Raw genomic sequence first — 20086 nt, forward strand, 5'->3', positions numbered from 1 at the left:
CGAAATTCCCCCCTGATGCAGGGTAGGGACATGATTCATGAAGAGCTCGCGGATCGGCTGGACCGGATTAGAGGGTGCTGCATGCGCATGAATGCGAAGTGCCTGGCGGCCAGCCGATTTTCCGCAGTTTGCGCGGCGGACCAATCGACAGCTCGCTATATACTTCAATTGTTCGAATGAAATCCGCGCATCTGGTCATGATAAGGGAAAATTAAACGGGGTATGGAAAATGAGCCGATATCGATTTAAGCTTTGGGGCACCATGATCCTCTGTTTTTTGTTCCCGACTTTAGCGCCGATACATACGCATGCGAACCCGGCGATTCCGATCGTCAAAGATACCGGCCTTATTACGATCGAGGTGTTCCCTCAGCGGCATCGGTTAATGGTTTTCATGGATCATATTCCATACAAAAGCTTCCCGGTTGCGGTTGGCAATCCTTCTACGCCAACGCCGGTAGGAGAGTACGTCGTCGCCTATAAGGGGAAAAATTGGGGTCCTTCGTTCGGGTCGCGTTGGATCGGCTTGAACGTGCCCTGGGGGGCATACGGAATACACGGCACCAACAAGCCGTTCTCCATCGGCCAACATGCCAGCCACGGCTGTATTCGAATGCGAAATCGGGATGTCGAAGAGTTATACGAGATCATTCCTGTCGGGACAAAAGTAACCATATTCGGCCATGTGCTCGGCGAAGCGAATCAAGAGCTGAGATCGATAAGCGAGGGGGATGCCGGCGCTGTCGTTCAGCTCGTTCAAAACCGGTTGCAAAGCGCAGGATATTTCAACGGACCCTGTGACGGCAGGTTCAGGTATTCCACGACAATCGCGCTAAAAAAAATTCCAGCGCCAAAACGGTCTCGTCCCGAATGGCGTCGTCACGCCGACGGTGTACGAAAAATTAGGTTTATTGGAATAACGACCGAGGTGCCATTAAAGCCCGCGTAAATCGCGGGCTTTTTTTTATTGGTCGGCGGCTACTTGAACAATAACATTCCACATACATATCATATAATGTAATATTAGAACTTTAAATCGGAAATTTAACAAGCATAATGCAAATAATCTTGGAATAATTACAAGCCATTCGAAATTTAAGCGTGATATAATGTGACACATTACAAAGAAAACAGCTTTTTGAATAGGAGGACCTGACATGAGCGTTGAAGCCAAACCTTATGATTGGCCTTACGACGAAAAGATCGAGCCAAACAAAACGGCGCTATTGATTATCGATATGCAAACCGATTTTTGCGGCAAAGGCGGCTACGTCGAGCAAATGGGCTACGATCTGTCTTTAACTGCAAGGGCGATCGGCCCCATCACGCGGCTGCTTAAGCGAGTTAGGGAAATACCGGGCTTTACGGTCATCCATACGAGAGAGGGCCACCGGCCCGATCTTTCCGATCTGCCGGCGAACAAGCGCTGGAGAAGCCGACGGGCGGGAGCGGAGATCGGCTCCGCAGGACCCATGGGACGGATTCTGGTACGGGGAGAGCCGGGCTGGGAGATCATCCCCGAGCTTGCGCCGCTGTCGGGAGAACCGATCGTCGACAAGCCGGGCAAAGGCAGCTTTTATGCCACCGACCTGGATTTGATCCTGAAGACGCTCGGAATCACGCACCTGATTCTAACAGGGATAACGACGGATGTTTGCGTCCATACGACGATGCGGGAAGCGAACGATCGCGGCTATGAATGCCTAATCTTAGAGGATTGCACGGGAGCGACCGATCCTTCCAACCACGAAGCGGCGCTTCTCATGGTGCAAATGCAAGGCGGCGTATTCGGCAGCGTATCCGATTCGGGCAAATTGCTTAAAGCTTTGGAATCTTTATAAAAAGGAAAATGGGGGGAATCGCAAATGCGCAAAATGAACGGAAAATGGATGTCAGTGGTTCTGTTATCTTCTATCGTTGCCATTGCCGGCTGCGGCAGCAATACGAATACTAAAAGCGGCAACGTCAATCCGTCGCCGGCCAACGATGCCTCTCCGTCCGCAACGACGGCGGCCGCTTCGACTGCGGCAAGCTCGGACTTGGGCACGCAAAAACTGAAAAAGGTCGTCGTTCGTCTGAAATGGATTAATCAGGCGCAGTTTGCCGGGTTCTACATAGCCAAGGAGAAAGGCTACTACAAAGACGCCGGTCTCGACGTGGATATTCGTCCGGGCGGCTCTGACTTCCCGTCGGTGCAGATGGTGTCCTCGGGAAGCGAGGACTTCGGTGTCACGGGTGCCGACCAAATCCTGATGTCACGCGAGAAGGGGGGCGCCGGTCGTCGCCTTGTCCGTCATTTACCGCTCGACGCCGTTCGTGCTTTTTACGCTTAAGAGTTCCGGAATTACCTCGATGAAGGATCTCGAAGGCCAAAAGGTTGGCGTCAAGCTCGGCGGCAACGAGGAGCTCACGTATCGGGCGATGGTCAACAAAGCTGGCGTTAAGGCCAAATCGATCAGCGAGATGCCCGTCAAATTCGATCTCAGCCCGCTGTTGACGGGGCAAGTCAAAGCTTGGCCGGGCTACGTGATTAACGAAGTCATCGCGGCTCAGGAGCAAGGACAGGAAGTGAACGTCATTTATCCCAGCGACTATGGCATTAATTTTTACGCGGATACGCTGTTCACGACTGAAAAAATGATCCAGAAGGACCCCGAGACAGTCAAAAGCTTCGTCCAAGCGACGATGAAAGGGTGGGATTACGCGATCAACCACCCGGACGTAGCGGCGCAAGTGACGGTCCAGTACGGCGATCAGCTCGATATCGGTCACGAGACGAAAATGATGAACGCCAGCATTCCGCTGCTCGAAGCGGATAAAGGCCCGCTTGGCACGATGGAAGAATCGGAATGGCGCACGCTGCAGGACAGCCTGATCGACGTCGGCTTCCTGAAGAAGAAGCAGGACCTGACCGCGGCCTTTACGAACGAATTCATTCAACCATAAAGGAGAGATAGCCGATGGCGGCCATACGTAGCCTAGCCGAGCCTGCCAGAGATCGCGCCGCAGGCTCCGACTCCAGCTCCAGATCCAACGCCAATCCCAACCTCCATTCGAACGCCATTACGCTTCAGGATTGCTCCCTGACGTTCGGCAGCGTGCGCGTATTGAATCAAGTATCTCTCGATATCCGGAGCGGAGAGTTCATGTCCATTCTCGGACCGAGCGGCTGCGGGAAGTCGACGCTTCTCCGGCTCATCCTCGGCCTGCTCTCGCCGGATCGGGGCGGCGCTATCGTCCATCACGTGCCTCGGGAAGAGATCGGCATCGTCTTTCAAAAACCGGTGCTCATGCCCTGGCAAACCGCGATCCAAAACATCGAGCTGCCGCTTAGCATCGGACCCCAGCGCGCCAAACAATCGAAAGCCGAGCGCCGCGAGAAAGCCGAGTGGTCGCTGGAGCTTGTAGGACTGACGGACTTCCGCAACCACTTCCCGCAGCAGCTGAGCGGGGGGGATGCAGCAGCGGATCGCGATCGCCAGAGCGCTCGCGGCGAACCCGTCGATTCTACTGATGGACGAACCTTTCGGCGCGCTGGACGAATTCACGCGGGAGAAGCTCAACATCGAACTTCTCCGCCTATGGGCCAACCCGGACACGGGGTTGAACACGGTCGTCATGGTCACGCACTCGATTCAAGAATCCGTGCTCATGTCGGACCGGATCGTGATGATGTCGCCGCGTCCGGCCAAGGTCCAAGACATCGTGAGCGTGCCGCTGTCCCACCCGCGGCAGGCGGAGATGCAAGAGCATCCGGAATTTTTAAGCACGGTCAGGGAAATTCGAAAGCAGGTGAAGGCGCTATGACGACCAAATTCAAGGATATGCTGTACCCCATCGCTTTCGCCGTCGGCCTGATTTTGATCTGGGAGGCCGTCGTCCGTCTGTTCGAAATTCCGCTTTATCTGCTTCCGGCGCCCACGGACATCGCCCAAGTGATCGACGGCGAGCTGCTTCGCAACATGGGCGTGACCTTGTACGAAGCGGTGCTCGGCTTCCTGCTCGCGAACGTGCTGGGATTCCTGACGGCCGTTCTGTTCGTCCATTCCCGGCCGGCGGAGAAAGGGATTTTCCCGCTGGCCATCGCGCTCAAGACGACGCCGGTCGTGGCGCTTGCTCCTTTGCTCGTCATCTGGCTGGGAACCGGTTATTGGTCCAAAGTGGCCGCCTCCATGATCATTTGCTTTTTCCCCATACTCGTTAACAGCGTTAAAGGTTTGAAAGCCGTCGAGCATGAGGCATGGGAGCTGTTTTCGGCCTATAAAGGAACGAAGGCGGAGATCTTCTGGAAGCTGCGGCTGCCGACTAGCCTTCCCTATGTGCTGTCCGCCCTGAAAATCTCCAGCTCGCTCGCCATCGTAGGCGCCATCGTCGGCGAATTCGTCGGTTCGAACAAAGGTCTAGGGTATTTGGTACTGTTGTCTTCCTATCATTTAGACACGCCGGTCATGTTCTCGGCGATCGCCGCGGCTGCGGTCGCGGGCCTCATCTTGTTCGGGATTATCGCTTCGGTCGAAAAAAGAGTCATATTCTGGCAAAAGGTGGATGAGGCATGAAGATCTCGGTCGTCCGCGTTCCGGCAGCGTCTCCGAGCGATACGGCATCGCTGCGGGCGCATATCGAAGAAGGAACGATTCATCCGTCTCAGGTGATCGCGGTATTGGGGAAAACGGAAGGCAACGGCTGCGTCAACGATTTCACGAGAGGCTACGCGGTGCAGACGCTTCGCGGCTTTTTCGCCGGGCTGATCGGAGTAGAGGCCGCGGATCGCATTTCTTTTATCATGTCGGGCGGCACCGAGGGCGTGCTCGCTCCGCACTTCACGGTCATTAGCCGTTCCGAAGCCGTGGGCGTGCCGGCCGCCGCCGGATCGAAGGCGCTTGCGGTCGGCGTCGCGCATACCCGTCGCTTCCTCCCGGAGGAGCTCGGGCGTTCCGCACAAATCGCCGAAGTATCGGCGGCCGTCGCCCGCGCCATGGCGGAGGCGCGTATCGAAGCGGCTTCCGACGTGCACTTCGTCCAGATCAAGTGCCCGCTGCTGGCGGACGCGGATATGGCGGACGCGCGGGCTCGCGGAGCCGATGTCGCGGTCGACGATACATATAAGTCGATGGGCTATTCCCGCGGAGCTTCCGCGCTTGGCGCGGCCGTCGCGCTCGGCGAGATTCGTCGCGAGGACATCGGCGACGAAGACGTTTGCCAGTCTTGGGACAAGTTCAGCGAAGTTGCGTCCACGTCGGCGGGAAGCGAGCTCGCCTATTGCGAAGTGATCGTCTTCGGCAACTCGGCGCAGGCAAGCGGCGAGCTGTACATGAGCCACGGCGTCATGGCCGACGCCATCGACGGGAAGCCGCTGCTCGCGATGCTGGCGGACAATCACGGCGCTGAGGTCGTGCAAGTACTCGCGAAAGCCGAGGCAGATCCGACGGGACTCGTCCGCGGCCGAAGGCATACCATGCTCAACGATTCGGACATTAACCATACGCGTCATGCGCGGGCTGCCGTCGGCGCCGTGCTGGCATCGATCGTCGGCGATCCGATGATCTATGTCTCCGGCGGAGCCGAACATCAGGGACCGGCAGGCGGAGGACCGGTCGCCGTCATTTTCCGGCGTACGAATGCATAGCGCTAAGACCAGAAGCGCATAGAAGCAAGACTAGAGACGAGGAGGAGAAGCCGACGATGACTGCCGCACAATTTCCCCTGCGAATGACCGCAGCCTGGCTGCGTGAACAATACGCGGCGTCGAGGCTTACGCCGAGAGACGTCGCGGCAGAGATCGTCCGCCGCGCTCGCGCCGACCGGGACATGAACATTTGGATCGTTCCCCCCGGAGCCGGAGGCGCTCGAGCCTTATTTGAAAAGACTGGATACGTTGGACAAATCGGCGCCCCTGTGGGGCATCCCTTTTGCCATTAAGGATAATATCGACCTCGCGAACGTCCCTACGACGGCGGGATGTCCCGAGTATGCCTATACGCCGGGCGCGCACGCTACCGTCGTAGAAAGGCTGGTCGAAGCGGGAGCGATCCCGCTCGGCAAGACTAACCTGGATCAATTCGCGACCGGACTCGTTGGGACGAGAAGCCCTTACGGCGAGACGCATAACGCGTTGAAGCCCGAGCTCATCAGCGGCGGCTCCAGCTCCGGATCGGCCGTCGCCGTTGCGCGCGGACATGCCGCGTTCGCGCTCGGCACCGATACCGCGGGATCGGGGCGCGTGCCCGCCGCGCTTAACGGCTTGATCGGCTTAAAGCCGAGCCTCGGAGCTTGGCCGACGAGAGGCGTCGTGCCGGCATGCCGGAGCCTGGATTGCGTCACGGCATTCGCGCACGAGCTGGATGACGCGATGCTGGTGGATCGCGTTGCGCGAGGACCGGACGCTTCGGATCCATGGTCCCGCACGATCGTTCGGCGGTCGCCCGAGCTGCCGCGGCGCATTTTGCTGCCCGGCGGAGACTGGCCGTTTTTCGGACCTTATGCTTCGCAGTACGAAGCAGCCTGGCGGCAAGCGGAAAAGAAGGCGGCACGGCTCGGCATCGAGGTGCGGACGATCGATTACGCTTTGTTCGCGGAAGCCGCAGCCGTGCTTTATGACGGGCCTTGGGTCGCCGAACGTTGGGCGGCATTGGGCGCGTTCGTCGAGACGCATCCCGGCGTTACGTTCCCCGTAACGGAGCAGGTGCTGCGCTCCGGTTCGGGCGATCGGCACGAAGCAGCTTCGGTTTTTACGGCCATCCATCGGATCGGGGCATTGAAACTCGAAGCGGCCAAGCTGCTCGAGCACGCCGTGCTCCTGTTGCCGACGGCCGGCGGAACTTGGTCACGCGACGAGGTTAGGAACGACCCGATTCGAACGAATAGCGATATGGGGCGGTGGACGAATCACTGCAATCTGCTCGACCTGTGCGCGGTCGCGGTTCCCGCGGGAGAAGCCGCTCGTGACGTGCCGTTCGGCATTACGCTGTTCGCGGTGTCTGGCGGAGAAGAGATGCTGGCCAAGTTCGCCGATCGTTGGGCCAACCCAACGGAGGAAGCGGAGCAACGTTTGTCCGGTCGCCCTGAAAATCAGGCTGTCACCATACCCGTGGCCGTATGCGGGCTTCACATGAGAGGCTTCTCGCTTGAGCGGCAAATGAAAGACCATGGCGCCGCGTTCGTCCGGGAAGAAAAGACAGCTTCCAGATACAAGCTGTTCAAGCTGCCGACAACCCCCGCGAAGCCGGGACTCATCAAGCAGGAGATAGGCGGCTCCGCGATCGAACTGGAAATTTGGGAGATGCCGCTGGACAAGTTCGGCCGGTTCGCCGCGCTCATTCCGGCGCCGCTCGGGATCGGCAAGATCGAGCTGGCCGACGGCACCGAGGTGTCCGGGTTCGTGTGCGAAGGATACGCATCCGCTAGCGCTGAGGACGTTACGGTTGCCGGAAGCTGGCGGAATGTTTGACCGAAGAATAATAAGAAACCGTGAAGGAGCGCGTCTATATGATCAAAGCGGAGGAAACCAAAGTCGTCGTCGGAGCCGAAATGGAATGGGGCCTCATGCCCGACCACTGGCATTTGTATCACCGGGAAATCGTGAACGCCTCGCAAGCGGACGAACTCGGCGTACGCGTAAGTTCGGTGCTATGGGAGAAAATCGGGGTTGGCGGCGCCGTTCTCCCGCACTATCACGACGTTGCGGAAATTATTCATATCACGGCCGGCCAGGTCAAGCTGCTGCGAGACGGGACTTGGACGCTGTACCAAGCCGGAGATACCTTCCATGTACCGGCCGGGGTCGTGCATTCCGTCGCTTGCGTCGGAGATTGCCCGAGCGAGCAAATCAGCATTTTCCTGCCCGTAGAAACCGATGTGCCTAGCAATTCATACTTTAATACGCATCTCGTCGAAGATGTCTACACCGACAAGCTTGGCCGATGATTAACGACACGTTGGCCTTTACCTGCCGCGATCTGCTGCTGATTCCGAATCTGCAAGGCGCTATCGTACTCGCGGGTCAAAAGGGAATGGATCGGGCGGTCAATCGGGTCAACGTCATGGAAGTGCCGGACGTGATCGATTGGGTACGGCCCGGCGAGTTTCTCGTGACCAGCGGCTTTCCTTTTCGCGACGATCCGGATCGGATCGCCGGGATGATCCCCCCAGCTCGCGGAACGGGGCGTGGCGGCGCTCGGTATTAAAACGAAAAGATATATCGAGGAAATCCCGCCGGCCGTGCTGGAGATGGCGAACCAATACGACATTCCGCTCATCGAGCTGCCGCTTCCGACTTCCTTCTCCGACGTCGTTCGCGAGGTCATGGAGCGGGTGCTGGTCCAGGAAGCGAGGCAGCTGTCGCTGCTTCAGTTCAGATATCAGAAGCTATCGAAAAAGCTGCTGCACGGCGGGGGGGATCGACGACTTTCTGGGCGAGCTGGACGAGACGCTGCTGAACCCCGTCGTCCTGATGGACGGCTCCAACCAGCTTTACTTTTCGCCGATGGCCAAGGCGCTGTTCCCGGGCGCCGAGGATTCGCAAGCGTGGTCTCGGCTTTGCCACGACATCGAGCTTGGCGTCAGCTTTATGACGGTCCGCGATCGGCGGATCCGGGTGTACATATCGAACGAGGACGGCAAGGACAACGAATGCAGCATGCTGCTGCTCGAGTGGAACCGGGAGCTGGATGACGCGGACAAGCTGACGCTGGACCGCATCGGCGTGCTGGTCAGCCTGGAATTGGCCAATCTTCACGCAAGACGCGAGGTCGAATCCAAGTACGTCGACCAGTTTTTGCAGGACTGGCTGACCGGACGCATCGTCACCCGGCAGGACATTCAAGCGAGAGCGGATGCCTGTGGATGCCATATCGCCCGCGACGGCGCGTACAGCGCGATTTACCTCAGACTGTCCGACAAGCACGCGAACCCGAAGCTGCTGTCCAAGGCGACCAAGCAATTCAGGCGGTTCACTACGGAGCGCGAAGGCATCTGGGGAACGCAGCTCGACGGACATATGGTGCTTCTCGTCTCGCACGAGACGGCCGATCATCTGAACCAACAGCTGGCGAAATGTCTTTACAGACTGTCGCAACTACTGGGATTGGAATCCAAAGCGGACGTTTCGTTTTGCGTCGGCGACCCCGTCGACGCAGCCGACGAGGTTAGGCGCAGCTGCGAGCAAGCGCGCAAAATCCATTTGATCAGCTCGATATGCGGCGTTCGCGACGCCTTTATCCGATACAACCAGCTCGGCGTTTACCAGCTGCTTTATTTGCTGCCCGAGTCCGAGCAGGTCAAGGAGTTCCTCGACCGCATCGTTAAGCCCATCGTGGAATACGACGGCAAGCACAACACGCAGCTGCTCAAAACGTTCCAGTGCTACCTGCAGCACAACGAGAACGGCAAGCTGACGGCAGAGTCACTATTCTCGCACTACAACACGGTCGCTTACCGGATCGAGCGCGTGTACGATCTGCTCGGGCTCGACCCGGAAAAGGTAAACGACCGGCTGCAGCTGCAGCTGGCCGTCAAGCTGTACGAGATGAGGCAAGCGCGCTAGCTCGAAAATTTTAATAGGAATGGAATTAAGAATCCGACCGGACGTCGGGTTCTTTTTTTGTTTCGCTTTTCCAAGATTCCCCGACACTGCTCGACATCATTAGGACTTCACGCATCGCCTAAACATGATCCCGACTGCTCATGTAGATGAACAGCGGCCAACATACAATATTACATGGAATATATTAGCAACTTTTAGCGGGAAAGGAGGTTCATCGTTATATCGGCGAAGAATAGCGGCATCCGTTCCCGTTCTACATCATCCAATTGAAGAGGTGATTGTTGTCCATGCTCAAAAAGTCAGTCAATCTGATCGACTTCAAAAACGTCCTGCCGTTCGACAGCGAGCTCTTCGGCGTATACCAGCCGCTGCTCGGATGGAAGTCGGAGCGCACGCTGAAGCGGTTCCGCAGAGGCCACGCGCTCGACCGGCGCAAGCTGATCTCGCTGCTGCAAAGCCGTTACCGCGGCATTTATAAGCTGAGCGGCGTCGAAGGGCATATTCGCGAGATCGAATATATTCATCCCGGGGAGCAGCCCGGCGCGGTCAAGGGCTTCGGCAGCTTTCTGCTCCAGGCGATCGCGGCCGAGCTGCCGCCGCTTGAGCGCTACAAGCCCGACGTGTGGCAGGAATTCATCGACCGGGATAGACTCGACAAACTGCTCAATACCGTCGTCCGCGAGGCTTGCATGAACTGGTACGCCCAGCTGCTGCAGCAGGGCGCCAGCGTGCAGAGGCTCGTTCGTCTCTCGGCTGCCGCGGCTTCGGAAGCGCTCGAGAAAAAGGTAAACGAGGAATCCGTCATCGCGGGCATGCTGCTCTACTTGGCCGAACACAAGCTTTACGACCAACTCCGACAGCTGTTCTACAAAACCGAAGCCGACTTGGAATCGCTCCTGCAGGCGCTTTACGCCAGCGATCCGTTCGAAACGCTGGACCCTAAAAAAGGATCTGGACCGCGTCGGATTGTCCCCGATCGGCATCGTGCATTTGTTCCGGCAATATTTCTTTGAATTCGATACGTTCCTTGGCGCGCCGGTCGGTCATGTCTGGCTCAGTCCCGGCGCCTCCGCCGAGCTGATCGAGGTCAGCACGCGCAAGACGACGGTAGAGCGGTCGATCGAGCAGTCGACGGAGGGCGTCTACCGCAGCGAGCTGTCCACCACGGATCAGGACGAGTTGTCCGACAGCGTGAAGGAGGACAACCGGACGGACACGAAGTTCGGGGCGAACGCCAACGCGAAGGAAAGCTGGATCTGGGGCAGCGCCGAACAGTCGGCGAGCTTCGATATGGGCACGACGCAGCAGAAGGCGCGCGAGCAGTCGCACAAGCATATGCGCCAACAAACGGAAAAGCTGTCGACGGAAATACGCAAAAACTTTAAGTCCGCCTTCAAGACGGTGACCGAGACGACCGAGACGTCCAGCAAGCGATACGTGCTCGCGAATGAAACGGATCAGCTCATCAATTACGAATTCCGCCGCAAAATGCGCCAGGTCGCCGTGCAGGTGCAGGATATCGGTACGTACCTGTGCTGGCAGACGTACGTGGACGAACCCGGCAAGCAGCTAGGCGTGGCGGAGCTGATGCATATCGCGGCGTCGCCGGACGTCGCCAATATCCCGCATCCCGAAGCGATCGTGCCGCCGGGCATGGTCGTGACGGATTATCCGATCGACATCTCGTTCGTGCAGACTTCCGAGGACGAAGGCGACAAGGATGAAGGATACACGGACGGCAAGGAAGAGGACACGGACTTCAACGAAGGCGACATCGAGACGATACAGGCGGACTTCCCGCAGACGGTCTTGGCCCAGCAGGCCGGCTACCGGCTGCAGAAGGTGAGCTTCGATACGTCCGGCTCGGATATCCAGCTATCGGTCAAGGATCTGGCGCAGGCGCCGAACAGTACGGAGGCCAAATTCACCGTGCACGTCAACCACGTGAATTTCCGGGGGGAGCTCGCCGATCCGCGTCATGGCGAAGCTGACCTGGATGCCGGACGAGACGATCGCCAAGCAGATCGAAGACCAGAACGAGGCCAACGTCAGCGCATTCACGGCGAGACTGGAGCAGGAGTATCGCAAGGATTTCGTCGAGGCGGCAAGGGAGCGGATCAAGCAGGCGAGCCGGATTCGCCCCCGCCCCTTTGAGGATCTTCGCGAGGAAGAGCGCATCGTCGTTTACCGCGTGCTGATCCAGGAGCTGCTTACGAAGGGCATTCGGTTCCCGGACAACCGCTCCCGCCATGCCGCGGCCGAATTGCTCAATTCCATTTTCGACGTGGACAAAATGCTCTACTTCGTCGCGCCCGAGTGGTGGAAGCCGCGCGACCATTCCGGCCAGACCTTCGGGACGCTGGTGCCGAACGGTCAGATCGGCCCCGACGGACAGCCGGTCATGGTGCCGGACGTCGCATCGAGCATTCCGGCAGACAGCCTGACAGGTTGGGGCGGGATGAATGAGTATCGCGACGATAATTACTACATCACGGACGAGTCGGATCCCGCGAAGCTCGGGAGCTCGCTCGGCTGGCTGCTGCAGCTGGACGGCGATAACCTCCGCAACGCGTTCCTGAACGCGCCATGGGTCAAGGCGGTCATACCGATCCGCCCCGGCAAGGAGAAGGCGGCGATGAACTGGCTGAAGCAGGTGGAAGGCATGAACGGCATCGGCCCGACCGATATGTACGGCGGAAATGAGCAGGATCTGCAGGGCAAGACGATGCTGGAGGTGCTGGACCTGCTGTCCGAGAAGGTCAAGGCGAAGCACGACAAGTCGATCCGGACGACGGATTATCCCGATCCCGATCAGCCTGGAGATGCCGCCAGCACGGTCAGCGCGACGCCGGTCGACAAGGTTTACGAGCATGGCTTCTACCCGCTGCAGGGCGGCTTCCGGGCCCAGATGGGCGACGACTTTGAAGTGTTCGATCAATGGATCGAGGTGCTGCCGACGGATCAAGTGGTCGCGGTCGAAGTGAAATACGACCCGAAGACGGGGAGACAAATCTAATGGGCAAGCCGAGCGGTCCGCCGAAGCCCAAGACGGCGAAACCAGCCAAAGGCGCCAAGCCCAAGAAGCCGGCCAAACCGAAGGCGGCGCCGATCGCCCCCGTTGCCAAACGCAGCATGGACGACATGCCCGCGGAATCGCTCGAGGCGTTAAAGGAGCGGGAGGCTGCGATCGAAGCCTCCGTTCCCGGTATCGTCAATCCGGCGAAGGACGCAACGGTCGTGCTGCTGTCGCCTTACGGGTATTTCCGCGTCGTGAAGTTCGACAATCAGGGCAATACGGCGGATCGGCAATATTACCTCTACTTCACGAACAAGAAATCCGGCGGGGTATTCGAGGTGCACGGCACGATCGCATGGACCTATATGAACCAGGTGCCGAGGCGCGACGCCATCGAAGATTTTCCGATTCAGGATACGGCCATCGTGAGCGCGACAGCGCAGGACAGCTTGTCGGCGTTCAGCCGGTACGCGCTGCTATGGACGCAGGCGTCAAACGGCGTGACGACGCGCAACTACGCCGATTACGCACCGCTCGACGAGAAGGCCTTCGTCTCCTGTACGAGGGAATTCGATCCCGGATTCCCGTCGACGCTCGTCTACAAGAACTGGAAGGGCGAGAAGACTTCGCATTACAAGACGAGCCGGTTCATTCGGGAGTCTGGCATGCCGACGCAGATTCTGCTTCATGAAACGGCAACGTTCGGCAACCTGAATATTTCGGGCGTGCGCAAGGAGAAAACTTATTATCCGATCCCTCATTTCTGCGTCAACGAGATCGACAAGAGCGGCAGCGGGCACGTGCTGCAGTTCGTCGATATCGCCGAGAAGACGTATCACGGGGGAGCTGCTGAACGATCGAGCCGTCGGCATCGAATTCGTCAACGAGCCGATTCAGGAAAAGGACCATGCGGATCTGAAGAACAGCAAGCGAGGGATTTTCCTGAATACCGTCTTGGACAAATATCCGAAGCTTCACATCCCGCTGGAGTTCGACGAATCGATGACCGACCGGACGTTGACCGTGAACAAGACGGATCTGCTTAACTGGGACGCGCTGAAGTCGATCGAGGTCGGCGCGGCCAAGACGAAGGCGGCGACGGAGAAGGACGGGGTCGTGACGCTGCGATTCGTCAAGTCCGACAAGTTCGAGCATCTGGCGAGCCTGATGCGGCTATTGCAGAACAAGGGCGGATTCCCCGGGCTCGACATCGATGCCGCGGAGCAGCACCGGTCCGTCGTGACGAGCGACAAGAAAAAGGTGTTCGTTTTCCAGCACGGGTACGAGGGGAACGAGAAGGAAAAGTTGTTCCACTATGCCGTCGATATCCGGCAGCGCGGCATTTATACGCATGGCCTGATCGGCGGCCATCACGACGGGTATCTGCAGGGACTATACATGTACTTGAAGTTGATCAAGAAGCTGGAGCCGCTCGCCTGCCTGCAGACGATGCTGGATTTGCTAGCCAAGAGCAAGCTGCCCAAGGGAACCAAGCGGCCGGCGATCAAGCTGAAGGAAGTGCTGACGGTGACAAATGGGAGAGAGGAGGTGCCGAAGACGCCGAAGGAGATCACGATCACGAGCTACGTAGAGCTGTCTTAAGAGCGCCGGCTGCCACGCCAGTTAAAATGGGCAGCTCCAAAGCCAACCTGAGCAAGCTGAGCGGGTTCACGCTCGGAAAGCCCGAGGAATAAACGAAAGAGGACGGCGCCTTAGCCTTAGGGCGCCGTCCTCTTTCTATTCATTCAGTGCGAAACGATGGTCGCTGCCGGCGCTTTCCCAGACTTGACGCGGGCTTTGCTCCAATCCAGCTTGACGTACCGCCAGCCGTTGGCCAGCGCGGACAGCACCATGTTGCTGCACAGCGCGATCCAGGCGCCGACTTGGCCGTAATCGAACACGACCGTGAGCAACAGCGTGCCCGGAATGAAGATGATCCAGTTCAGGACGAACGCGATGCGGGACAGATAGTTCGTGTCGCCGATGCCGCGCAGCCCTCCCCCCGAAAATAATGCCCGTCGTATTGAACAACTGGATGAACGCCGCCAGATGAATGAGCGGAATGACGGCCATGTATACGGCTCGCTCCGGCGTATACAGCTTCGCGATCGGAAGCGCGAAGATGAACATCAGGATCGAGATAATCACCATGAGCAGGACGCCCAGTACGACCGTCATGAATCCGAAGCGTTTCGCCTCCGCGTGCCGTCCTTTTCCGATCTCTTGTCCCGTGCCGATCGTCGCTGCCGCCCCGAAGCCGTTCGACGGCATGAACCCGAACGACAGGATGTTCAAGGCGATCTCGTTCGCCGCGATGGCGACCGTCCCCAGGCGCGAAATGCACATAGTGAATACGAGCATGCCGAGACTATAGGACAATTCCATCATGCTGAGCTTCGCGCTTTCGAAGACCATCAGCTTAACCTGCTTCCGTTCGATTCGTTCGAAGTTGCGCGTCAGCAGCGTAGCGTTTAAGTAGCCATAATGGACCCACAGACACAAGCCGAACGTGACGATCTCCGCGATCAATACGCTCCATGCGGCGCCTTGCAGCCCCATGTCCGGGAATCCGTATTTCCCGTAAGCCAGTACGTAAGTCAGCACGACCACCAGGCCGCTGTTGATGAGCGCGAGCGTCATCGGCGTCTTGGTGTCGCCTATGGCGCGAAGATAAGCGAAGAACGCGCCGCTGAAGATGCCGAACGCCAGCGCGATCATCCGGAGCAAGACATAATCGGTACCCAGCGAGACGATCTCGTCGTTCAGCCCCATCGCACGGAGGATGAGCTCGGGCGCGAGCAGACTGCCCGCCAGCAGAATGACGGCGAGCGCGCCGGTAAGCGCCAGCGCGATTTGCATCCGCTGATTGGCGAGGCGCATTTCGCCTGAGCCGTAATTTTGAGCGACCAGATAGTTGATCGCGTTCTGTATGCCGGCGCACAACGCCCACATGTTGTAGATGAGAATGTTCGTCACGCCGACGACCGCGATCGCGGCCGCGCTCAGTTTTCCGACAATCATCAAAATGAGCAAGCCCGTAAAGGTCATGGACGAGAACGTTGCGATGGACGGTAAAGCCAGATTCAAAATTCGTTTTGCCAATTGCACTTCTTTATGCCTCCTGCGTGTTGTTGTTCTCGTTGAATTCCAGTCCGTATCAAGCAGACATAGGCTCTATTATAAACCCGTGTTCACAACAATTCCTAGCGGGTTTTGCAACCTTTTTTGCGCGTAAGAACAATTTCTTTCAAAAAGCTGAGTTCATCCATACACGATTTGCCGCAACGGAGCGTTCTCTCCGAATGGACATCAGCCAATTTTAGACGAGGGATGATAGACGTCCACTAGGAATTTATCCCCTGTGCATATGATGACTTCATCAAAAAACGGCTAGGAGGACTCATATTGATCGGAGCTGGCGTCTCAAGGCCATTGGACTACTACTTCTGGATGAAAGATTGGGCGGCAAACTCCGGATATGCCCTCTCGGATGTATATTGCCCGATTGCGCTGGATGCTCAGTTTAACGCTTTTGTAGCTGCCATACCTGGCGGCAGGGTCTACGGAGACGACGGAACCGTCATTTCGCCTGATAATTGTCTCATTTGGGAAGTTTCCTACGACTGGGGCAACGATCCGAAGAAACATCCGATTTTTCTCCAGAATAACCTGCCGCCCCCCGCCTATGTGCCGGGCAATATCGTCGTTCTTACCAAAGTGGGCGCCTCCAATTTTTATCACTGGATGTACGATGTGCTGCCGCGTATTTATTTGCTCGCCTGCAGCAGGCTGCCCGTCGATAAGTACGTCGTTAGCAAAGACCTGCAACCCTTTCAGTTCGAGACGTTAAGGGCGATGGGGATTAGCGAGGACCAACTGATTCACAGCGGCAACGATTTTCATATGGAAGCCGAGCGTCTGATCGTGCCTTCGATCGGATTCGGCCAGAAGTGGGTTTACCATTTTTTAAGAAGCGAATTTCTATCCGTCGAGCCTCGGCCTACGCGAAAATTATACGTTAGCCGTACGCAATCCATCGGACGAACATTGACGAACGAAGCCGAGGTCGTGGCGATATTGCAATCGCTCGGATTCGAAACCGTCTATCCGGAGCAGCATTCCGTAAGCGAACAAGCTAAGCTCTTCTCGGAAGCCGCCTACGTCATCGCTCCGACCGGCAGCGCATTGACCAACTTGACGTTCAGCAGCCACCAAACCAAGGTGCTGGAGCTATTTTCGCCTAACTTTATCGTGCACGATATTAAGCGCATATGCGGATACGGCGGATTGGAGCATCATTCGCTCATGGGCGTCGGAAGCCGGCCGCCGAAGTATGAAGGAATCCCTTGGTATTGGTACGGCCTGGACGATATTACGGTATCCACTTCCGAGTTGATCGCGGTTTGCAAGCAAATGGGCTTATAGACCGCGAATGCCGAAGATGATCCTTTTTTATAGAAGGAGGGAACGAAATCCATGAAAATACTCCTGGCTACTTACTGGGGGGTTGCCGCATATCGGGGGCGTGGATCTCTACGTTCGGCAGCTAAAAAACGGACTTGAGCGAAGAGGGCACAAGGTCGATATATTGAGCCGTCTTCCGGATGGAAGTGGTTATTCCCTTCTGAATAAGGGCGCAGCGGTGCTCAGAAGCGCGATTCACCCGCTCGTCGAAGCGAATGCGAAGGGCTATTTTGAAGATCATATTCCCGATTTGGATCCCCTTATTCAAGAATTGGAAATCGAGCGGTACGCTTATGAATTAGGAGCGGCTTACTTTGACGTCGGCTCCTATGATCTCATTCATGCGCAGGATATTATCTCGGCCAAGGCATTATCCCGCATCAAGAAGCCGGATACCGCGCTGGTCACGACCATCCATGGCTATTGGGCCGGCGAGTGGTTTCTTACCCTCCGCGAACAGCGGATGCTGGATGACCCCGCTCGAAGAGAAAGGCTTTGGCAGTATGCCGGCTTTCGCGAGCAAAGCGGCCTGATTCCTGCCGATGCCGCTACGCTGCCCACGAACTGGATGAGAGATATTATGAGCAATGATTTTGCGGTACCGCTCGAGAAGCTAACCGTCGTGCCAAACGGCATCGATATTGGAGATTTTATGAAGCGGATGAATGCCGGAACGACTTTCCGGTGCCCGCACGATAAAAAAAGCGATTATCTGTTCGGCGAGACTTGATACGATCAAAGGCCATAAGTACCTCATTCGCGCGCTGGCCCGGTTAAAGCAAGACCGGGACGATTGGGTATGCTTGCTGGTCGGAAACGGAGGATTGGAATTTAATCTTCGCGAGTTGGTGAAGGTCCACGGCATCGAGGAGAACGTGATGTTTATGGGGTTGAGGGGGAGACGTGCCCGCGCTGCTGGGCCATTCGCATATTTTTGTACTTCCCAGCCTGCAAGACAATCATCCGTATGCCGTCATGGAGGCGCAAGTCGCAGGGAACGCGGTCATCGTGTCCGATGCCGGCGGGATGCCTGAAATGGTTAATCACGGCGTGACGGGTCTGGTATTCGAGAAAGGCAATGACGAACAGCTATACCAACATTTGCGGACCTACATGAGCGACGAGCCGTTCCGCCATTATGTAGCGGAAGAAGCCAAATCGTTCGGCCACGCACACTGGTCGTTAGATCTGATGATGGAGCGAATGCGAGGTATTTACGAAACGGCGCTGTCCCGGAATAGAGGGGGAGTTCGTGTGTGAAAATCTTGCTGTTCTCCCATCTCAGCGGGGCAAGCTATATTACCGGCGCCGAAAAATATTTATTTCTCTTCGCGCAGGAGCTTTCTTCGGCAGCGGAATGCACGTTGTTCGTTCCCCAAGAAGGCATCTTGAAGGCGAACGCGGACCGGGCAGGCATCCCGACCCGGATCGAATCCATCCCGCTGATGTGGAATCTCTACGTTCCAGACGAACGAATCGCCCTTGAAGAGGCTGCGATTCTGGCCGAAAACAAGCACGCCGGGCTCATCCTGCTGCTTCAACAGTATCGGCCCGATGCGGTCATTGTGAATACCTGCGTGAACGCGCTCCCCGCGATCGCCGCCAAGGAGCTTGGCATTCCGGTCGTTTGGATGGTGATGGAGAACATTGATCGGAATGAATATACGATGCAGTCCGTTCAATTGATCCATCGGTATTCCGATCTCATCGTACATGTATCCGACCATTCGCGATCTTGCTTCAGACCGATCGTCCCCGACGATAAACTGTTGCTGCTGCCGCCCGCTTCGCCGGAGAGCGAGCCGGGTCGGGCTTCGAGTCCGCAGCTGCATGAATATAGGGCATGGACAGAAGGGATGCCTCCTCATCGTTTTCTGATCGGCTATATTTCGGCGGGCATTCAACGTTCGAAGGGGCTGCACCACTTTCTAGCTATGGCACTTAGGTTATGCGAAGTGCGCAAGGATCTGTGCTTCCTTTGCGTCGCCGGATCGGTTGGCGATTACGAATACGAACGTCAATGCCAGTCGATGGTAGAGCAGTCGGCCTTTCACGATCGTTTCCGATTTGCGGGCTTTCAGTCTGACTTAAGCAGCCTCTATCCGAGCCTAAGCGCGGTCGTGATCCCAAGCTTAGTCGACGAAGGATTCGGGATGGTCGCGCTGGAGGCGCTGCTGCATGGCACGCGTACAATCGCCTATCGTTCCGGAGGGCTTAGCGAGATTTTGACGGCAGCGGGCCAAGAGCATTGGCTCGTAGAAAAGGGAGACATCGACGGCTTGTACGGCAAGGTAAAATCCGTACTTGAGCAGCCATCCGACGCCGTCGACATCCGACGCGTCACCCAAGCGTTCGGGATCGATGCCTACAAATCCAGATTGGCAGCCTTTCACAATACGTTGCGCATGCTCGATCTCGAGGCGAACGAACGCAGAAAGGCTGCCTTTCGGCCTTTAAAGCAGCACCGAGTCTACATGGGAGATCGGACGCAGGTGAGATACGTGCTGCGAAGAGGGATGAAGCTGCGGGTCGCCTCGCAGTCGAACGGCGTTCGCCAACGCCGCGTGCTCGTCGTTCCGGAATCCCGGTTATACGCGTACCCTTCGGGCGAAGACATTCAGTACGAATCCGCGCGTTCGGTATCCAAGCGCCGAGCGAAAAGAAAAAGCGCGAAAAGCAGGGCTAAAGCTTACAAATCGCGAAAAAGAAAAAAATTACCCTTAAAGGGATTACCGAGACAAAAACGGCGTCGAAAGTCCCAGCATCGCCTAAGGCAAAAAACGAAAAAATAAAAGGCATATGCCGTTTGAAAAGCCCCCCCTTTGTCGCCAAAGGGGGGCGGAACTTCGTTAATGGAATTGTCTCATATGGTTGATAACGTCAATATCGGGGGCCTTATAGCCAGGAGGCAGCCCTGCAACGATGCGATCCCATACCGCGCTGTCTACCTGCAAGTGTTCGGTTTGCCCGGGATGAAGAAATATTCCGTTATACTGGTTACCGGAGACAAGATGGTCAGGCGTCAGCCGTACTCTTCGCGTTCGTTTTTTGCCGACAGACTTCGT

At 57.1% G+C, this 20086-nt stretch carries 19 protein-coding genes and 4 pseudogenes; 22 read left to right on the top strand and 1 reads right to left on the bottom strand.

Annotated features, from left to right (window positions below):
• The first annotated feature begins 262 nt into the window (after positions 1-262).
• The 17 genes and pseudogenes from OMP38_RS25610 to OMP38_RS25690 all read left to right on the top strand — a co-directional run bounded on the left by OMP38_RS25610 (position 263) and on the right by OMP38_RS25690 (position 14159).
• A pseudogene (locus OMP38_RS25610) lies at positions 263-920 on the top strand (L,D-transpeptidase family protein).
• Between the two features lie 237 nt (positions 921-1157).
• A complete protein-coding gene (gene biuH / locus OMP38_RS25615; RefSeq protein WP_277567548.1) occupies positions 1158-1841 on the top strand; it encodes a biuret amidohydrolase in 684 nt (227 codons plus the stop codon).
• A 24-nt stretch (positions 1842-1865) separates the two neighbouring features.
• Positions 1866-2333 carry an ABC transporter substrate-binding protein gene (locus tag OMP38_RS25620; RefSeq protein WP_277567549.1) on the top strand — a complete coding sequence of 156 codons (468 nt, stop codon included), beginning with the start codon at positions 1866-1868 and terminating at the stop codon, positions 2331-2333.
• Complete coding sequence (locus OMP38_RS25625; protein WP_277567662.1) at positions 2317-2946, top strand: ABC transporter substrate-binding protein; 630 nt, start codon at positions 2317-2319, stop codon at positions 2944-2946. Before OMP38_RS25620 ends, OMP38_RS25625 begins: the two co-directional genes overlap by 17 nt.
• Positions 2947-3146: 200 nt before the next feature.
• Positions 3147-3389, top strand: a pseudogene (locus OMP38_RS25630) (ATP-binding cassette domain-containing protein); the annotation flags it as partial.
• A 67-nt stretch (positions 3390-3456) separates the two neighbouring features.
• A complete protein-coding gene (locus OMP38_RS25635) occupies positions 3457-3807 on the top strand; it encodes a hypothetical protein (RefSeq protein WP_277567663.1) in 351 nt (116 codons plus the stop codon).
• Entirely contained in the window at positions 3804-4556 is a 753-nt protein-coding gene (locus OMP38_RS25640; RefSeq protein WP_277567664.1) for an ABC transporter permease, read from the top strand. Before OMP38_RS25635 ends, OMP38_RS25640 begins: the two co-directional genes overlap by 4 nt.
• Complete coding sequence (atzD, locus tag OMP38_RS25645; RefSeq protein WP_277567550.1) at positions 4553-5626, top strand: cyanuric acid amidohydrolase; 1074 nt, start codon at positions 4553-4555, stop codon at positions 5624-5626. The genes OMP38_RS25640 and atzD overlap by 4 nt, the downstream gene beginning before the upstream one ends.
• 231 nt (positions 5627-5857) lie before the next feature.
• A complete protein-coding gene (gene atzF / locus OMP38_RS25650; RefSeq protein ID WP_420869730.1) occupies positions 5858-7447 on the top strand; it encodes an allophanate hydrolase in 1590 nt (529 codons plus the stop codon).
• 38 nt (positions 7448-7485) lie between these two features.
• Positions 7486-7923 (top strand): cupin domain-containing protein, encoded by a 438-nt coding sequence (locus OMP38_RS25655; protein WP_277567551.1) that lies wholly within the window; start codon positions 7486-7488, stop codon positions 7921-7923.
• Positions 7920-8183, top strand: a complete 264-nt coding sequence (locus OMP38_RS25660) for a PucR family transcriptional regulator ligand-binding domain-containing protein (RefSeq protein WP_277567552.1) — start codon at positions 7920-7922, stop codon at positions 8181-8183. Before OMP38_RS25655 ends, OMP38_RS25660 begins: the two co-directional genes overlap by 4 nt.
• Positions 8164-8250, top strand: a pseudogene (locus OMP38_RS25665) (hypothetical protein); the annotation flags it as partial. The gene OMP38_RS25660 and the pseudogene OMP38_RS25665, both read left to right, overlap by 20 nt.
• Before the next feature lie 199 nt (positions 8251-8449).
• Positions 8450-9541, top strand: a complete 1092-nt coding sequence (locus OMP38_RS25670; protein ID WP_277567553.1) for a PucR family transcriptional regulator — start codon at positions 8450-8452, stop codon at positions 9539-9541.
• A 287-nt stretch (positions 9542-9828) separates the two neighbouring features.
• Positions 9829-10554 (top strand): hypothetical protein, encoded by a 726-nt coding sequence (locus OMP38_RS25675; protein ID WP_277567554.1) that lies wholly within the window; start codon positions 9829-9831, stop codon positions 10552-10554.
• On the top strand, positions 10508-11695 hold the full coding sequence (locus OMP38_RS25680) for a hypothetical protein (protein WP_277567555.1): 1188 nt from the start codon (positions 10508-10510) through the stop codon (positions 11693-11695). Before OMP38_RS25675 ends, OMP38_RS25680 begins: the two co-directional genes overlap by 47 nt.
• An 861-nt stretch (positions 11696-12556) precedes the next feature.
• Complete coding sequence (locus tag OMP38_RS25685; protein ID WP_277567556.1) at positions 12557-13603, top strand: hypothetical protein; 1047 nt, start codon at positions 12557-12559, stop codon at positions 13601-13603.
• Entirely contained in the window at positions 13560-14159 is a 600-nt protein-coding gene (locus tag OMP38_RS25690; protein WP_277567557.1) for a hypothetical protein, read from the top strand. Before OMP38_RS25685 ends, OMP38_RS25690 begins: the two co-directional genes overlap by 44 nt.
• 135 nt (positions 14160-14294) lie before the next feature.
• On the opposite strand, the gene OMP38_RS25695 is transcribed toward OMP38_RS25690, so the two are convergent.
• Complete coding sequence (locus OMP38_RS25695; RefSeq protein WP_277567558.1) at positions 14295-15665, bottom strand: MATE family efflux transporter; 1371 nt, start codon at positions 15663-15665, stop codon at positions 14295-14297.
• Between the two features lie 297 nt (positions 15666-15962).
• Here OMP38_RS25695 and OMP38_RS25700 point away from each other — a divergent pair, with 297 nt between their 5' ends.
• The 5 genes and pseudogenes from OMP38_RS25700 (at position 15963) to OMP38_RS25715 (ending at position 19813) form a co-directional block, all read left to right on the top strand.
• Positions 15963-16982, top strand: a complete 1020-nt coding sequence (locus tag OMP38_RS25700; protein ID WP_277567559.1) for a glycosyltransferase family 61 protein — start codon at positions 15963-15965, stop codon at positions 16980-16982.
• Positions 16983-17064: 82 nt separating this feature from the next.
• Entirely contained in the window at positions 17065-17751 is a 687-nt protein-coding gene (locus tag OMP38_RS25705) for a glycosyltransferase family 4 protein (protein WP_277567560.1), read from the top strand.
• Positions 17687-17857, top strand: a pseudogene (locus OMP38_RS36225) (glycosyltransferase); the annotation flags it as partial. The gene OMP38_RS25705 and the pseudogene OMP38_RS36225, both read left to right, overlap by 65 nt.
• 67 nt (positions 17858-17924) lie before the next feature.
• Positions 17925-18281 (top strand): glycosyltransferase, encoded by a 357-nt coding sequence (locus OMP38_RS25710; RefSeq protein WP_277567561.1) that lies wholly within the window; start codon positions 17925-17927, stop codon positions 18279-18281.
• Entirely contained in the window at positions 18278-19813 is a 1536-nt protein-coding gene (locus tag OMP38_RS25715) for a glycosyltransferase (RefSeq protein WP_277567562.1), read from the top strand. Before OMP38_RS25710 ends, OMP38_RS25715 begins: the two co-directional genes overlap by 4 nt.
• Positions 19814-20086 lie beyond the last annotated feature (273 nt).

The sequence above is a fragment of the Cohnella ginsengisoli genome (genome assembly GCF_029525555.1).
Lineage (GTDB): Bacteria > Bacillota > Bacilli > Paenibacillales > Paenibacillaceae > Cohnella > Cohnella ginsengisoli.

Bases quoted from the DNA above. Each gene is read 5' to 3' on its own strand.
- biuH (WP_277567548.1), top strand. From the start codon at position 1,158: ATGAGCGTTGAAGCCAAACCTTATGATTGGCCTTACGACGAAAAGATC.
- OMP38_RS25620 (WP_277567549.1), top strand. From the start codon at position 1,866: ATGCGCAAAATGAACGGAAAATGGATGTCAGTGGTTCTGTTATCTTCT.
- OMP38_RS25635 (WP_277567663.1), top strand. From the start codon at position 3,457: ATGCAGCAGCGGATCGCGATCGCCAGAGCGCTCGCGGCGAACCCGTCG.
- OMP38_RS25640 (WP_277567664.1), top strand. From the start codon at position 3,804: ATGACGACCAAATTCAAGGATATGCTGTACCCCATCGCTTTCGCCGTC.
- atzD (WP_277567550.1), top strand. From the start codon at position 4,553: ATGAAGATCTCGGTCGTCCGCGTTCCGGCAGCGTCTCCGAGCGATACG.
- OMP38_RS25655 (WP_277567551.1), top strand. From the start codon at position 7,486: ATGATCAAAGCGGAGGAAACCAAAGTCGTCGTCGGAGCCGAAATGGAA.
- OMP38_RS25660 (WP_277567552.1), top strand. From the start codon at position 7,920: ATGATTAACGACACGTTGGCCTTTACCTGCCGCGATCTGCTGCTGATT.
- OMP38_RS25670 (WP_277567553.1), top strand. From the start codon at position 8,450: ATGGACGGCTCCAACCAGCTTTACTTTTCGCCGATGGCCAAGGCGCTG.
- OMP38_RS25675 (WP_277567554.1), top strand. From the start codon at position 9,829: ATGCTCAAAAAGTCAGTCAATCTGATCGACTTCAAAAACGTCCTGCCG.
- OMP38_RS25685 (WP_277567556.1), top strand. From the start codon at position 12,557: ATGGGCAAGCCGAGCGGTCCGCCGAAGCCCAAGACGGCGAAACCAGCC.
- OMP38_RS25690 (WP_277567557.1), top strand. From the start codon at position 13,560: ATGACCGACCGGACGTTGACCGTGAACAAGACGGATCTGCTTAACTGG.